Here is a 14,967-nt window from a genome sequence, read left to right as displayed (position 1 = left end):
CTCGTTTGTTTTTGCTTTTCCTAAATAATTCAGGAGAGTATCAATGGCTGTTGCTGCCAATAAACGTTCAATCATGACGCTGTATTCAGGTGGTGATGATCTCTATAGTCATCAAGTACGTATTGTCTTGGCTGAAAAGGGTGTTACCGTTGATGTACTTGAGGTTGAACCAAGTGAGATGCCTGAAGGCCTGATCGAGCTGAACCCTTATAACACTGTACCTACTTTGGTCGATCGTGAACTTGTGCTTTATAACTCACGCATCATCATGGAGTACTTGGATGAGCGTTTTCCGCACCCGCCACTAATGCCTGTTTACCCGGTATCTCGTGGACAGACTCGCTTAATGATGCATAGAATCGAAAATGATTGGTATACATTAGTTAACCGTATCAGAAGCGGTGATCGTGCCGATGCTGCTCGTAAAGAGTTACAAGAGAGTCTAACCTCTATCGCACCAGTCTTTAATGAAATGCCTTATTTCATGGCCGAAGAGTTTGGCTTAGCTGATTGCTATCTTGGTCCGCTGTTATGGCGTCTACCTGTACTGGGTATCGAACTCGATAATCGTACAGCTAAAGAAGTTAAAGCTTACATGACTCGTTTATTCGATCGTGAATCTTTCAAAGCTTCTCTTACAGAGACCGAGCGCGAAATGCGCATGGGAATCTAATGAAACCTATGACTCCTAATCGCCCATACTTGCTGCAAGCATATTATGATTGGTTGATGGATAATGAGCTCACGCCACATGTCGTCGTTGACGCCTACGTGCCAGGCACTCAGGTTCCTCAACAATATGTTAAAGATGGTCAGATTGTACTAAATATTACATCATCCGCTGTAGGTAATCTGCAGATAGGTCATGATTTTATTGAGTTTAATGCACGTTTTGGTGGTGTTCCGCAGCAAGTTGTTTTGCCTATGGCTGCGATTGTTGCAATTTACGCTCGCGAAAATGGTGCTGGTACAGTCTTCGATATGGAAGAGGCTTACGAAGTTGGTGACGAGTCTGAAGAGGCGGGTTTATCAGTCGTTCAACCGGAAGTGGCCGAAACGCTTGATTCAACAAGTGACTCTGCGCCAGTTGATACTTTTGTTACTGATAAAGTACCAGAGCCAAAGAGACGTAGTCATCTCACTCTTGTTAAGTAATGCTTGCAGGTGAACATTAAAGCCAGTCTTTTGACTGGCTTTTTTATTGCCCGTCTACAGCGTTTTTAATTCCCGCGGAATGAGCGCTTATTTAATGGAACTGGTATTATGCGTGTGATAGCATCTTTCGCCAGCTTTTTGTTAGGATGAACTCGTTCCATGTTGTTGATGATCGATAACTATGATTCTTTTACTTTTAACTTAGTGCAGTACTTTCAGCAGCTAGGTCAAGAGATCTTGGTTAAACGAAACGATGAGATAACCATAGAGGAAATTGAAGCGTTAGCGCCTAACTATCTGGTCATCTCACCTGGTCCATGTACGCCTAATGAGGCTGGCATATCTCTAGCGGCGATTAAACATTTCAGTGGTAAAATGCCAATACTGGGTGTTTGTTTAGGCCATCAAGCGATTGCACAAGTCTTTGGCTCTCAGGTGATCCGCGCTAAACGTGTTATGCATGGTAAAACCAGCGCAATTTGTCATAATGAGAAAAGGCTCTTTTCACTATTAGCCAATCCACTCACTGTGACCCGATATCACTCTTTGCTCGTTGATGATATCCCCACTGATTTTTTGCTTGATGCTTGGTTTGACGATCCAGTGCATGGACATGAAATCATGGCCATGAGTCATAAAACCTTGCCTATCTATGGTGTCCAGTTTCATCCTGAATCTGTACTCACACAGCAAGGTCATGAATTACTGCAGAACTTCTTAGATTTAGCTTAAATTTACTATCTGTTGTTATTTTTAGCTTGTTACAAGTTTTATAAAGATTCCTAACTAAACATTATCCCTTTTGTGATATAAATATCCGCAAAATAATATCAATGACGAAGTATGACACTCAAATGAGTGGGTCAGGATCATTGAAAACAAAAGGAAGAATAATGACAGGTCTGCTGCGAAATTCAGGGCTCAGCATAGTGGCTTTAGCGGTGTTAGCGGGTTGTTCTGCTACCGGGAACCAAACTCAAGTAACGCCTCAAGTAAATCGAGCTTCTAGCCAGGTTGTTCTAGCCACTCCTCCCCAGGTCAATCAAGGTTTAACCTTAAATCAAATCATGGCTAATCCTGATTGGATGGGACTTCTAGCCAAAGGGGCTTATTGGAGTGATGATAGCCAATCAATTTACTTTGCAAGGCAAGCGCACGCATCTTCCATTCGTGATTATTACCAGCAAGGTATAGAAGAAGTGGCTGCTTCACAGCTAGCACTCAATAAGCTTCATCTTGCGGATCAGCAATCTGGCGTCATTAATAAAGATAAAACCCGCAAAGCCTATATCTACCAAGGTAATTTGTTCGTTAAAGATTTAGTATCAGGTGAAGTTTCTCAGCTAACAAGACAGAATGCAGCAGTGGAGGGAGTACGATTTATTGCCAACGGTGATATTGCATTCTGGCAGGCAGATCAAGTTTTTCGCATTCATCAAGACAGTGGTTTATTTGAACAGATAGCTAATATCAAGATGACAGCTGCGCCTAAAGGTGTGCAGGAGCCTGAGAGCTATATTGCTAAGCAGCAGCATAGGTTGATCGAGTACGTTGCCTTACAGCAAAGAAAGGCACAACAGAAAGAAGAATATAAGCATGAGCTCGCTAAAGCTGACCCGACGATGTCAGCTAAGACGTGGTACTTAGGTGACAGTGAGACAGTTTCAGACTTGAGTCTTTCTCCAGACGGACGTTATGTACTTTTATCTCTTATTGATAAAAATTACACTTGGCGCAGTGAGCACGACATCATGCCTAACTATTTAGGTAAAGAGGGTTATGTTGATGCAGTGCCGGCAAGAGCACGTGTTGCAGAAGACAAACCTGTTGGTGAGCGTCTAGTGCTACTCGATCTTAAGACCCATACCAAAAAAGATATCACCATCGAAGGACTCACAGGTTTCGATGAAGATGTGCTGGCGAGTGTTAAGCGCGAAAATGCCAAAGCTGTAGGTACTGGTTATAAAAGTGAAAAATCACCGCGTAAGATCCAGCTTATGCAAGACTGGGGCTGGTCACAATCTGCAATCCAATGGCAAGGCAATGGCCACAGTGTCGCCGTTATGCTTGAATCCGTTGATAACAAAGATAGATGGATAGCCACTATTGATTTTGATAAAGGTGCCTTGAAGACTGAACATAGGCTGCATGATACTGCTTGGGTTAATTATACTTTCAACCAGTTTGGCTGGGTGACAGACACTGACGATATATATTATTTATCTGAAGAGACTGGCTATTCTCACCTTTATCTAAAGCAGAAGAATAAACAAGCCGAGCCTTTGACTCAGGGACAGTTTGTTGTGAGTAGTGTCACTTTAGGCCCTAAGGCCGAGTTTATCTATTACAAGGCGAATAAAACTCATCCTGGTATCGATAATGTTTATCGAGTGGAGATCGCTACAGGTAATAGTGAACAATTGACTCAATGGGATGGGCAGCTTGATTATGAGCTGAGCCCTGATGGCAGTCACTTATTGTTGAATGCGTCACGCCGCACCGAACCTGCTGAGCTATTCGTAAAAGAAATTGGTGGTGAGCGAAAGCAGCTGACGCACTACACGAGTGAAGCCTTTAACAGTTATCCGTGGCAAGCACCTGAAGTTGTTGCTGTTCCATCTAGTCATGGAGCTGGAGACGTCTATGCTCGAGTTTATCTTCCTCAAGGCTATGATAAAAACAGTGCCGATAAGTACCCTGCGGTAGTTTTCAATCATGGTGCCGGTTACTTACAGAATGCCCATTATGGTTTCTCCGGTTATTTTCGTGAATTTATGTTTCATAATTTACTAACCCAACAAGGTTATGTGGTCATGGATATGGATTACCGCGGCTCAAAAGGCTATGGACGCGACTGGCGTACGGCTGTTTATCGCAACATGGGACATCCGGAAGTTGAAGACTTAAAAGATGGTGTGGCTTGGATGGCAAGTAACGTCAATGTCGATTCTGCAAAAGTAGGCACCTATGGTGGCTCTTATGGTGGTTTCCTGACATTTATGGCTTTATTTACTGAGCCTGAGTTATTTCAGGCTGGCGCAGCATTACGTCCAGTGACTGATTGGGCACACTATAACGCGCCTTACACTTCAAATATTCTTAATACTCCAGATGTAGATGCTATTGCCTATGAGCGCAGCTCTCCTATTGAGCACGCACAAGGGCTAGAGAAGCCATTACTTATAATGAGTGGTGTTCTGGATGATAATGTCTTCTTCCAGGATAGCGTTCGTCTGGTTCAGCGCCTGATTGAGCTAGAGAAGCCAATGTTTGAAACGGCTATCTATCCAGTAGAGCCTCATGGTTTTAAGCAGCCTTCAAGTTGGTTAGATGAGTATCGCCGTATTTATAAGTTATTTGAGCAAGAGTTAAAGTAATAGCAATCGGTATAAGCCATCATTAACTGTGTACAGGCCTCCAAGTGAGGCCTTTTTTATTTAAGTAGGTGTGTAATGTTGAATCAACTACTAAAAACAGCCGTAACGAGCATACTTGCGCTAACGAGTATGCTTGTTCCTTACCATGCTACGGCTACTGAAAGCCTCTCAATTGATGGCTTGTGGACCGATGTGAACACTGCTGACTTTACCAACGGCACCATGATCATTGCTCAGGACGGTGATGCTATACATGTCAGTCACTATGTTGAGTACAAAGGTATTGCCATGGTTGAGTACGGCATTGGCAGTCGGAAAGGGCGTACGCTTGAATACAAGGTTAAAGTAACGCGGCCCATTCCTGGCTGGGTAGAGGAGGGACGTCACATACTCATCTTGTCTGATGATGGGCAGAGACTCGAAGGCCAATATCAGTCAAATACAGGGAATGGATCGCTTGTCTTTGACCGAAAAGGTAAATAATCCTTCAAAATATTGGCTCAGATAATTTGCTTTAAAAGTATTAAAACACAGATAATTCTCTGTAATTTCTGCTAAATGAAGCAGATTAATGCTAAATTGTAACTATAGAATCTACGAGGAAAAAGCGGAACGTGGCGATATCAGTAGCCGGTGGCGTTAGGCCTGGAAAAATTATTGAAATCGAACATAGACTTTACCAACAGCTCATTGTCGGCAAGCAAAAGTCTAATTCTATGTTCGATGAGCTCGATGCTGAGCTCGAAGGAGATGCAAATAAACTGGCCATCGAGAGAGAGGCAGTTTTAGAGCGGTTAGCAAAACAAATACAAGCAAAACAGGTCTTTGAGGAGGTTTCATCCCAACTTATCAGTACAGTAAATAATGCTGTCGATCACAGGTTATCTTCTCCTGAGCAGGTCTTGAAGCATTCAGATGTCAATGAAAATCAGTTGTTGATGTTAGAGCTGTTGCAAAGTAAAAATGTAGACATCAATCGGCTAAAACCATTGATCTCGGAGCAAGCCTGGTTAGTGAGAGATTTAACTAACATGGTGAACAGTGCCTCCTTTCGTCATCGCCGTCCCCAGAGTTCCGATGTTAAAGTGACCGATATTAAGCTAGTGCTTAACTTTATCGGCATCGAAAATATTAAGCTCTTGATCCCTTACTTTTGTACTAGGAATTGGCTACCTACCGGCCATGCCAACTTGCTGTGGATCACTAGAAAACTGTGGCGATACTCAGTTGTGAGTGCCATTGCTGCTCAGGCCTTGGCTAAATTGCATGAGAGAGACGGCTCCTTTGTCTATACATGTACCTTGCTGAGTCAACTTGGCCCTTCTGTAGTGTTAAAAAATAGCGCAAAGCTGTTTGAAGAGACTTGGGGAACCTGGTTAAGAGAGGCCAGTGGAAGTCGAGATAAAGAGGTCTATGATGCGGTGGTAGCGACTGAGTTTCCGGCAGAGAAGGTCTATCGGCTCGTACTGGAACATGGTAATAAGCTCAATTGGCAATTACTTCATCATCTGGACTTTAAAGACAGTCCAATGACCAAGCTGCTATCAGAGCTTGATAATAACTTAAGTTACCAAGCTCTATCTGAAGATGCGGCTATGGTCGCACGGGCTAACTGTTTTGCTAAGGTTCTGTTATTAGAAGAGATGCGTCAGATCGATCCACAAGAAAAGCGGATCATGTATGATTATTATGAGCTATCTGAGCAAGAGCTAATCCGCCTTAAGGGGCAAAATTACAAGAAGCTCAACATTATTTAGTTTCAGAAGTTCAGCTTGCTGTTAATTAAACCGCACTCGCAAAGCTTGTGCGGTTTTTTATTTTCAAGCTGGTTACTTTTTTAGTGAGGTATTTATAACCAAAATCCAGTTAACTCAGTAAACTTCATCGCTATTCCTTCATTAACTATTCATATACCGTGAATAGTTAACCAATCCTTGTTCGAATAACTTTTTTTATGACTAGTTATGCTGTAAACCCCCGCCATAAACGCTTGTATAATTCTAAAAGCCAAATCTTTATGCACTAAATATGCGATGCTGTTCTAAGATGAGTGTAAGAAACTGGTATTTTGATCACATTTTCGCTATTAATGTCTCTTAAGTAATGTAAACAAGCACCGCCATCACGAATTTTTATAATGATAAAAGGCGGCAATAGTGGCTTACAGAGCCATTAACACAATAAAGGATGAGAAGGTATGAGCGTCAACAATACACTGACAAGAGCCCAATTTGATGAAGTAATGGTGCCTAACTATGCGCCGTCGGCAGTTATCCCTGTCCGAGGGGAAGGTAGCCGAGTTTGGGATCAAGCAGGTAAAGAGTTTATCGATTTTGCCGGTGGTATTGCCGTTAACTGTCTAGGCCATTGTCATCCAGCCCTAGTTGGTGCATTAAAAGAGCAAGGCGAAAAGCTTTGGCATCTATCTAATGTCATGACGAACGAGCCAGCACTTGAACTCGCGACTAAATTAGTTAATGCAACATTTGCCGATCGTGTATATTTCGCAAACTCTGGTGCAGAAGCCAACGAAGCTGCATTGAAGCTAGTTCGTCGTTATGCAATGGATAAGTTTGGTGCAGAGAAAGATCAAATCATCGCATTTGATAAAGCTTTTCACGGTCGTACTTTCTTTACCGTGAGTGTCGGTGGTCAGGCTGCATATTCTGATGGCTTCGGTCCTAAGCCACAGAGCATTACTCATGTTCCATTTAATGACATTGCTGCACTAGAAGCGGTTATCTCAGATAAAACTTGTGCCATTATGATGGAGCCTCTTCAAGGAGAAGGTGGGATCATCGATGCCGATCCAGAATTCCTCAAAGCAGTTCGTGCACTTTGTGATAAGCACAATGCACTGCTTGTTTTTGATGAAGTGCAAACGGGTGTTGGTCGTTTAGGTGAGCTTTACTCATATATGCGTGGTGACGTGGTACCTGATGTACTCACTACGGCCAAAGCGTTAGGTGGCGGTTTCCCTATTGCGGCGATGCTGACGACCAAAGAGATTGCTGCTCATCTTAAAATTGGTACCCATGGCTCTACTTATGGCGGTAATCCGCTAGCTTGTGCTGTTGCTAATGCGGTACTGGATGTCGTCAATACTCCGGAAGTATTGCAAGGCGTTAAAATGCGAGAGCAGTTATTACGTGATGGTCTGAATAAGATCAATGACAAGTACGATGTGTTCACTGAAGTTCGTGGCCAAGGTCTTTTGCTTGGCGCTGTACTCAATGAAAAATTCCAGGGGCGTGCTAAAGAGTTCTTGGTTGCTGGTACAGCTGAAGGCTTGATGAGTCTGATCGCAGGCGCAAATGTTATTCGCTTCACTCCATCACTGGTTATCCCAGAGGCTGATATTGCCGAAGGTCTAGCACGTTTTGAACGTGCAGTTGCTAAAGTAGTTGCAGGCTAATTGACTGAATGAGCGAGAGATATTTACCTCTCGCTTTTTTGTCATTGGCAATACTTGAACCTTAGCCGTAAGCGACTTGTCTTAATAGGTATTCATGCTAAAGATAAGTAAGCGGTTGAGTGATGAGCAACAGTGAGGAGACACTGAGATGTTAATCATACGTCCTATCCGATCTAGCGACTATGAAGCGCTTTATCAAATAGCCGAAGAATCAGGTCATGGTTTTACTTCTTTGCCTGTTAACGAAGATCTACTCAGAAGTAAGATTGCTCGTGTAGAGGCTTCGTTTCAAAAGCAGGTGGTTAAACCCTTCGATGAAGGTTACCTGATGGTACTTGAAGATACTGAGTCTGGCGAAGTCGTCGGTACTTGTGGTCTTGAAGCCGCTGTAGGCATGGAAGATGCATTTTATCATTACCGTTTAGGTACTGAGGTGTATCACTCGGAGCAGATCGATGTAAGAAATGAAGTTGAAACCTTAACCTTATGTCATGACTACACGGGTGCAGCAGAGCTGTGTACGCTATTTCTACGTGATACCTACCGCAAAAATAACAACGGTAGAATGTTATCTCGTAGTCGCTTCCTATTCTTAGCGCAGCATAGCGATCGTTTCGGTGAAACCGTTATTGCCGAGATGCGCGGAGAAAGTGATGAAGCGGGCAATTCTCCCTTCTATGACTGGCTTCAGAAGCATTTCTTAGGCATAGATTTCGTCGAGGCTGATTATCTGTCCGGGCTCGGGCAGAAAGCCTTTATGGCTGAGATGATGCCAAAAAATGCTGTCTATGTGTGCTTGTTACCGGAAGAAGCGCAGAAAGTGATAGGTGAAGTTCATGCCAACACTCGTCCTGCGTTAAATTTACTGCAGGCTGAGGGGTTTAAGTGCCGAGGTTATGTGGATATTTTTGATGGTGGCCCCACGGTTGAATGTAACTTGTCCGACATCAGATCGGTAAGAGAAAGCCGCTTGTTCACGATCCATATTGGTGAAGTGCCAGACACTGAGACCAGCTATATCATATCAAATACTCAACTAGCCAATTATCGTGCGACCTCAGCTAAACTTCTGATCACAGAAGAGAGTGATGAGGTGATTATCTCACCGGAATTAGCAGCAGGTTTATTGCTGTCTGATGGTGACCAAATCCGTATATTGGCTTTGTAGGAAAAAAAATGACTCAATTTATTAAAGGTCAGTGGGTTGCAGGCCTAGGTCACGATGTGACATCTAAAAACCCAGCAAACAATGAAGTTATCTGGAACAGCAAAACAGCGACTCCAGAGCAAGTTAATATCGCTGTCGATGCAGCGCGTGACGCTCAGTTTGATTGGTTTATGCTAGGTTTTGATGCTCGCTTGGCAATTGTTGAAGCTTACCGTACTCAGCTAGAAGACAACAAAGCCGAGATAGCGGAAGTTATTGCACAAGAGACTGGCAAGCCTCAGTGGGAAACTGCTACCGAAGCCGGTGCCATGATAGGTAAGATTGGGCTTTCAGTCGCCGCTTACCATAAACGTACTGGAAGCAGTGAAAATGATACGCCTGCTGGACGTGCAGTGTTGCGTCATAAGCCTCACGGTGTCGTTGCTGTGTTTGGTCCATATAATTTCCCTGGCCATCTACCAAATGGTCATATCGTTCCTGCGCTACTTGCGGGTAATACTGTGATCTTTAAGCCATCGGAGCTAACCCCAAAAGTCGCCGAGCTTATGCTGAAGCTATGGGACAAAGCTGGACTTCCGGCTGGCGTGATTAACTTGGTGCAAGGCGAACTCGAAACTGGGAAGGCGTTAGCCGCTCATCCACAGATTGATGGTTTGTTCTTTACTGGTAGCTCGCGCACGGGTCATATCTTACATCAGCAATATGCCGGTGAACCTGGCAAGATTTTAGCACTGGAGATGGGTGGTAATAATCCGCTTATCGTTAAGGGTGTTCAAGATACTAAAGCTGCGGTACACGACATCATTCAATCCGCTTATATCTCATCGGGTCAGCGTTGTACCTGCGCACGTCGTCTCTATGTTGAGAAAGGCGCACAAGGTGATGCTCTACTCGAGATGCTTGCGAATGCGGTTAAGCAGATTAAAGTGGGTGCCTGGAATGTGCAGCCACAGCCATTTATGGGCTCTATGATCTCAGAGATTGCCGCTAAAGGCATGGTAGAGGCGCAGCGTAACCTGCTGAACTTAGGTGGTGAGTCTCTCGTGGAGCTTACTCACTTAGAAGTGGGTACTGGCCTTGTGTCTCCTGGCTTGATCGATGTAACTAACGTCATCGAGCTTCCGGATGAAGAATATTTTGGTCCATTACTACAAGTAGTTCGTTACAGCGACTTCGATGAAGCTATCAAGTTAGCGAACAGTACTCGTTACGGTCTGTCTGCGGGTATTCTTGCCGATAGCCGTGAAGATTACGATTACTTCTTGGCTCGTATTCGTGCCGGTATCGTTAACTGGAATAAGCAGATCACAGGCGCTTCCGGTGCTGCACCATTTGGTGGTGTTGGCGCTTCGGGTAATCACAGAGCGAGTGCATTTTATGCGGCCGACTACTGTTCTTATCCGGTTGCTTCAGTGGAGGCCGATGTCGTCAGTCTTCCTGCTAACTTGAGTCCAGGTTTGAGCCTCTAAATTTATAATTAAACGATGGGAAACACCTTGCAGGTGTTTCCCTTTTTTATGTACAGAAATGTTTGAAAGGCCAAAACCGCTACTCTCTCGCTGTACTACTCTTGCAGTACTTATGTCGTGAAAAGAATAAACAGCATAGCTTAGGCCATGACTGAACAGCACGATGCCGTTAAGGAAGAAATTGATGCACACAGATATTAACAAGCTATTTGAAAACCTTTGGAATGATTACGTTGAGATGACCCCCTCGGCAGCGAAAGTTCATCAGCTGCTTTCTCGAGGTGAGACCATCATCAACGATCATATTGCTTTGCGCACATTTAACATTGAAAAAGTTAATCTAAATGTGCTTTCGGCTCACTTTTTGTCACTAGGCTATGTGGATTGTGGTGATTACAATTTTGAAGCTAAGAAGCTTAAAGCTAAGCATTTTGAGCACCCAGATGCGACACAGCCTAAAGTGTTTATCTCTGAGCTATTAGTCGAAGAGTTTAGCCCAGAGCTACAAAACACCATCAAGGGTCTGGTTGAACAGATTGATGTTGCCGCGACTAAGGCTGATGACTTCCTCTATTCAGGCCGTCACTGGGAGCTAGACTCCAAGACCTATGAAGCTTTGCTTGATGAAAGTGAGTACGCCGCTTGGGTTGCTGCTTTCGGTTATAGGGCCAACCATTTCACCGTATCTATTAACCACTTGCCTGGCTACACCAGCATCTTAGATGTGAATGAGACCCTGAAAAAAGGCGATTTTGTCTTAAATTCGGCGGGTGGTGAAGTAAAAGGGTCTGCTGAAGTATTACTTGAGCAGTCGTCGACCATGGCTGATCGTATTTCAGTGAGCTTTAAAGACGCACAGAAAGAGATCCCAAGCTGTTTCTATGAGTTTGCACTGCGTTACCCTAAAGCAGACGGAAGTCTTTATACGGGCTTTGTAGCGGCCTCTGCGGATAAAATTTTTGAAAGTACTAATGCAAGTTAGTCATATAGCGATTGAGTACTACTGAAGAACAAGGCCTGATCTGAATTCAGGCCTTGTTCTTTTGGAAGAGAATTAAAATTCCAAGCTGATTTTTAAACCGCCTAAATTGCTTTGAGAAAAGCTGAGTGCTATCTCGTACTGCTCTGCGATATCTTTAACAATGGATAAACCTAATCCATGTCCTATCGTCGCTTCATCTAAACGCTTGCCTCGATTAGTCAGTAATTTGAGCTCATCACTGGCAACACCAGTACCATCATCTTGAATAACAAGAACAATAGAGTCGTTTATGATATTGGCGTTGACCTCTACAACAGATTTTGCCCACTTATGAGCGTTATCTAACAGGTTGCCAATCAGCTCCATGCCGTCTTCTCTGTGCAATGGCAGTCGTGTAATGTCTTTAGATATATTGATATTACATGTGATCTGCTTACTAAAATGCACCTTGCTTAAGGTATGACATAGATCTTCAAGGTCTTTAGGTAATTGCATTTGGGCTGCAGGAAGCATATCACCAGTGATCCTTGCTGATGCAAGTTTACGTTCGATCATTTTATGCACTAGGTCGAGTTGGTTTTGTAGTGCAATGGCGGCTTCTGGGTCTTTTAATCCTAATGCTTCGACTTGTTGCTGCATCACCGCCAAGGGGGTCTTTAGCCCATGACTCAAGTTGCCTATATTATTGCGACTTCGCTCAATCTGTTTACTGGTGTATTCCAAAAGTTCATTGTAGGTTGAGGCGAGAGGTTGTAGCTCGGGAGGAATATTTTTTACTTCTAAAGAAGTAATTTCTCCTTCTCTGAGTTTAGATAGCACTTGCTGGATCTGATGGACAGGTTTGAAAGATTGTCTGAGGACTAAGAAAATACCGGCTATCATGGCGATTAGCATGGCGAGGTTAACCCCTAACTTAGTGCCATAAATTTGGGAGAAGATCTTACGTCCGATACTTAAGTCTTGGGCTACTGTTAGGGTGGCATCGATATTTAAAGAGTTTGAGCTCAGGCCTAAGGATAAGAGTTGTATATCGTGGTTCTGTGGCCCTTTAGTCTGCCACACTCGGCTTTCGCCTTTTGCTAGCATCTTAATATCGAGTTTCTGATCCCATAATGAGCGGGAACGAATTTCGCTATCTGCTAGATTGAGTTGGTAATAACGTCCTGAAAAAACAGGCTTATAAAAACCAGATAGTTGTGTCTGATCTATGCTCAAATCGCTATCATTGAGTTCGGTTGCCACGAGCACTTGCTCAAGATCTTCCTGGAGTCTGGCAATAATTGAGTCGTGAAAAGCCTGCCTAAGCATAGTCTCGAAGAAAACTATGCCGATGGCCGTTGACACTATGACTAAACCTGTAAGCCAAAGGCTAAGTTTAGTGCGGATTGAGATCATTCTCTGATTCCGTGGAAGATATAACCTTGTCCACGGCGAGTCTCAATAGCAGTTTTTCCTAACTTCTTTCGAAGGTGAGTGACATATACCTCAACAACATTACTCTCTTTTTCATCATCGAATTGATAGAGCTTATCAGTGAGCTGCGCTTTAGATAATAGTTTTTTTGGCGACATCAAAAATATTTTGAGCAACCTAAATTCCATTGCAGTTAACTCGAAATACTTATCTTCAACCATTACTGATTGTTGATTTTCATCGAGTGTGATGCCTGCGAAACACAATTCTTTAGTTGGAGAGCTCGCTTTTCCGTGCGCGCGTTGGATAAGCGCATGAATTCTTGCAAGCAGCTCTTGAGTATGAAATGGTTTGCCTAAATAATCATCAGCTCCTGCATTAAATCCTTCAACTTTTTCATGCCATTGACTGCGAGCTGTGAGCATAATGACGGGAGTGTTGATCCCCTGATTACGCCAGCGCTCTAGTAGCTCTAGACCATTACCATCAGGCAGGCCAATATCTAAAATGACGCAGTCATAATTGGTTTCCTTCAGGAGATAATCAGCTTCAGCTGCTTTATCTGTCACATCAGTGACATATCCAGCGAGTTTCAGTTGTTTTTCAAGTTCTTCTACAAGTAGTGCATTATCTTCAACGAGCAGTAGTTTCATATTAACCTGTCACTTCGCTAATGGTGTTGAGCTAGTTTTCAATTGCTCTACAGCCAGATGGTAATGGTTTAGAAGGATCGGGTTGCCCAGTGCTAGCATCTAGACTTAATCCTATAATTTGGCCACGCTGGACCTTGATTTGTAAATCATAACGCCAATTTCCTTTATCTAGATAAAGGTGTGCATCGATAAGCTTACCGTAACAGAAGTGCTTAGTCTTGGAGAGAGTGACATCTAATGACAAAATTTTTCCAGTGGTGACGAGATGCTTTGCCTGATTATGTTCAAGTTCAACAAGGGCTGAACCTTTGGCAAAATGAGGCATAAATGTCACAAGAGCTAATAAGATGATGAACAGAGCCCTTGTCATTAATATTTCTCCCAAAAAAAAGTGGCCTGAGTTTATCTCAGGCCACTTTATCTAAGCTGTCTTAAATCTAACTGAATGTTAGCTTAGCGAGTTCCGTATACGACGATAGTTTTACCGTGAGCTTGTATAAGGCTTTGCTCTTCAAGCATTTTTAATATTCTACCAACGGTTTCACGAGAACAGCCAACAATCTGACCAATCTCTTGACGAGTGATCTTGATCTGCATGCCATCCGGGTGAGTCATAGCATCTGGTTGCTTAGCAAGATGCAGTAACGTTTGGGCAATTCTTCCAGCAACGTCCAAGAAAGCGAGATCACCCACTTTTTGGCTAGTGCTGTGTAGACGGTAAGCCATTTGAGAAGAAAGCTTCATTAAAATTTCAGGGTTAACCTGAATAAGCTGCTTAAACTTCTTATATGAAATTTCTGCAATTTCACATGGCTGCTTGGCTCTTACCCACGCAGTTCGCTCAGATTGCTCTTCAAACAAGCCAAGTTCACCGATGAAGTCACCTTGGTTGAGGTAAGAGAGAATCATCTCTTTACCTTCTTCATCTTTAATTAAAACGGCTACGGAGCCTTTAACTATGTAGTAAAGAGTGTCTGATTCTTCACCAGCGTGGATCAAAGTGCTCTTGGCTGGATACTTATGAATGTGACAGTGTGATAAAAACCATTCCAAAGTAGGATCTGGTTTTGGCTTACCAATAAGAGCCATGCCTATGTTCCTCGACTGTTAAAAATTGAATATAATAACTTTCTTTGTAACTTAGTCTACGTTAGTTCATTCTGTAAAACTTCGATAAAGATCTAACTTTAGAAAAAACGAATCTTCGTAACTTACTTACAATATTAGAATTCATTTTGATACATTAGTAATATAAGTCAACTAATACTAAGTAAATATCCATTGAAGGTCTTGAATCCTGTAGAAAAAGGGCATTAGACAGTGAGAAATGAACTT

Annotated in this window: 14 protein-coding genes; 10 read left to right on the top strand and 4 right to left on the bottom strand. The window is 43.1% G+C overall.

Annotated features, from left to right (window positions below):
- The first annotated feature begins 43 nt into the window (after window positions 1-43).
- The 10 genes from sspA to FM038_RS21280 all read left to right on the top strand — a co-directional run bounded on the left by sspA (window position 44) and on the right by FM038_RS21280 (window position 11,566).
- Entirely contained in the window at window positions 44-673 is a 630-nt protein-coding gene (gene sspA / locus FM038_RS21325) for a stringent starvation protein SspA (RefSeq protein WP_142873949.1), read from the top strand.
- Window positions 673-1,155 carry a ClpXP protease specificity-enhancing factor gene (locus FM038_RS21320; RefSeq protein WP_142873950.1) on the top strand — a complete coding sequence of 161 codons (483 nt, stop codon included), beginning with the start codon at window positions 673-675 and terminating at the stop codon, window positions 1,153-1,155. The genes sspA and FM038_RS21320 overlap by 1 nt, the downstream gene beginning before the upstream one ends.
- Window positions 1,156-1,314: 159 nt before the next feature.
- A complete protein-coding gene (locus FM038_RS21315) occupies window positions 1,315-1,887 on the top strand; it encodes an anthranilate synthase component II (RefSeq protein WP_142873951.1) in 573 nt (190 codons plus the stop codon).
- A gap of 161 nt (window positions 1,888-2,048) precedes the next feature.
- Window positions 2,049-4,532: a S9 family peptidase gene (locus tag FM038_RS21310; RefSeq protein ID WP_142873952.1), complete on the top strand. Its 2,484-nt coding sequence runs from the start codon at window positions 2,049-2,051 to the stop codon at window positions 4,530-4,532.
- Between the two features lie 75 nt (window positions 4,533-4,607).
- Window positions 4,608-5,015, top strand: a complete 408-nt coding sequence (locus FM038_RS21305) for a hypothetical protein (RefSeq protein WP_142873953.1) — start codon at window positions 4,608-4,610, stop codon at window positions 5,013-5,015.
- Between the two features lie 131 nt (window positions 5,016-5,146).
- Complete coding sequence (locus tag FM038_RS21300; RefSeq protein WP_142873954.1) at window positions 5,147-6,289, top strand: HDOD domain-containing protein; 1,143 nt, start codon at window positions 5,147-5,149, stop codon at window positions 6,287-6,289.
- Window positions 6,290-6,729: 440 nt separating this feature from the next.
- A complete protein-coding gene (locus FM038_RS21295) occupies window positions 6,730-7,947 on the top strand; it encodes an aspartate aminotransferase family protein (protein WP_142873955.1) in 1,218 nt (405 codons plus the stop codon).
- Between the two features lie 148 nt (window positions 7,948-8,095).
- Window positions 8,096-9,115, top strand: a complete 1,020-nt coding sequence (gene astA, locus FM038_RS21290) for an arginine N-succinyltransferase (RefSeq protein ID WP_142873956.1) — start codon at window positions 8,096-8,098, stop codon at window positions 9,113-9,115.
- Between the two features lie 8 nt (window positions 9,116-9,123).
- Window positions 9,124-10,584, top strand: coding sequence for a succinylglutamate-semialdehyde dehydrogenase (gene astD / locus FM038_RS21285; RefSeq protein WP_142873957.1), 1,461 nt, complete (start codon window positions 9,124-9,126; stop codon window positions 10,582-10,584).
- Window positions 10,585-10,768: 184 nt separating this feature from the next.
- Entirely contained in the window at window positions 10,769-11,566 is a 798-nt protein-coding gene (locus tag FM038_RS21280; protein ID WP_142873958.1) for a DUF1338 domain-containing protein, read from the top strand.
- A gap of 72 nt (window positions 11,567-11,638) precedes the next feature.
- On the opposite strand, the gene FM038_RS21275 is transcribed toward FM038_RS21280, so the two are convergent.
- The 4 genes from FM038_RS21275 to crp all read right to left on the bottom strand — a co-directional run bounded on the left by FM038_RS21275 (window position 11,639) and on the right by crp (window position 14,721).
- Window positions 11,639-12,961, bottom strand: a complete 1,323-nt coding sequence (locus FM038_RS21275; RefSeq protein ID WP_142873959.1) for an ATP-binding protein — start codon at window positions 12,959-12,961, stop codon at window positions 11,639-11,641.
- Entirely contained in the window at window positions 12,958-13,632 is a 675-nt protein-coding gene (locus FM038_RS21270; protein ID WP_142873960.1) for a response regulator transcription factor, read from the bottom strand. The genes FM038_RS21275 and FM038_RS21270 overlap by 4 nt, the downstream gene beginning before the upstream one ends.
- Before the next feature lie 31 nt (window positions 13,633-13,663).
- Entirely contained in the window at window positions 13,664-14,002 is a 339-nt protein-coding gene (locus tag FM038_RS21265; protein WP_142873961.1) for a PepSY domain-containing protein, read from the bottom strand.
- An 83-nt stretch (window positions 14,003-14,085) separates the two neighbouring features.
- Window positions 14,086-14,721 carry a cAMP-activated global transcriptional regulator CRP gene (gene crp / locus FM038_RS21260; RefSeq protein WP_142873962.1) on the bottom strand — a complete coding sequence of 212 codons (636 nt, stop codon included), beginning with the start codon at window positions 14,719-14,721 and terminating at the stop codon, window positions 14,086-14,088.
- Between the last annotated feature and the right edge of the window lie 246 nt (window positions 14,722-14,967).

Origin of the sequence: Shewanella eurypsychrophilus (assembly GCF_007004545.3) — a bacterium.
In the GTDB taxonomy this organism is placed as follows: Bacteria; Pseudomonadota; Gammaproteobacteria; order Enterobacterales; family Shewanellaceae; genus Shewanella; species Shewanella eurypsychrophilus.
This window is presented reverse-complemented; position numbering and strand designations above follow the sequence as displayed.

Bases quoted from the DNA above. Each gene is read 5' to 3' on its own strand.
- FM038_RS21275 (WP_142873959.1), bottom strand. From the start codon at position 12,961: ATGATCTCAATCCGCACTAAACTTAGCCTTTGGCTTACAGGTTTAGTC.
- FM038_RS21305 (WP_142873953.1), top strand. From the start codon at position 4,608: ATGTTGAATCAACTACTAAAAACAGCCGTAACGAGCATACTTGCGCTA.
- FM038_RS21315 (WP_142873951.1), top strand. From the start codon at position 1,315: ATGTTGTTGATGATCGATAACTATGATTCTTTTACTTTTAACTTAGTG.
- astA (WP_142873956.1), top strand. From the start codon at position 8,096: ATGTTAATCATACGTCCTATCCGATCTAGCGACTATGAAGCGCTTTAT.
- FM038_RS21295 (WP_142873955.1), top strand. From the start codon at position 6,730: ATGAGCGTCAACAATACACTGACAAGAGCCCAATTTGATGAAGTAATG.
- sspA (WP_142873949.1), top strand. From the start codon at position 44: ATGGCTGTTGCTGCCAATAAACGTTCAATCATGACGCTGTATTCAGGT.
- FM038_RS21320 (WP_142873950.1), top strand. From the start codon at position 673: ATGAAACCTATGACTCCTAATCGCCCATACTTGCTGCAAGCATATTAT.
- FM038_RS21310 (WP_142873952.1), top strand. From the start codon at position 2,049: ATGACAGGTCTGCTGCGAAATTCAGGGCTCAGCATAGTGGCTTTAGCG.
- FM038_RS21280 (WP_142873958.1), top strand. From the start codon at position 10,769: ATGCACACAGATATTAACAAGCTATTTGAAAACCTTTGGAATGATTAC.
- crp (WP_142873962.1), bottom strand. From the start codon at position 14,721: ATGGCTCTTATTGGTAAGCCAAAACCAGATCCTACTTTGGAATGGTTT.
- FM038_RS21270 (WP_142873960.1), bottom strand. From the start codon at position 13,632: ATGAAACTACTGCTCGTTGAAGATAATGCACTACTTGTAGAAGAACTT.
- FM038_RS21265 (WP_142873961.1), bottom strand. From the start codon at position 14,002: ATGACAAGGGCTCTGTTCATCATCTTATTAGCTCTTGTGACATTTATG.
- astD (WP_142873957.1), top strand. From the start codon at position 9,124: ATGACTCAATTTATTAAAGGTCAGTGGGTTGCAGGCCTAGGTCACGAT.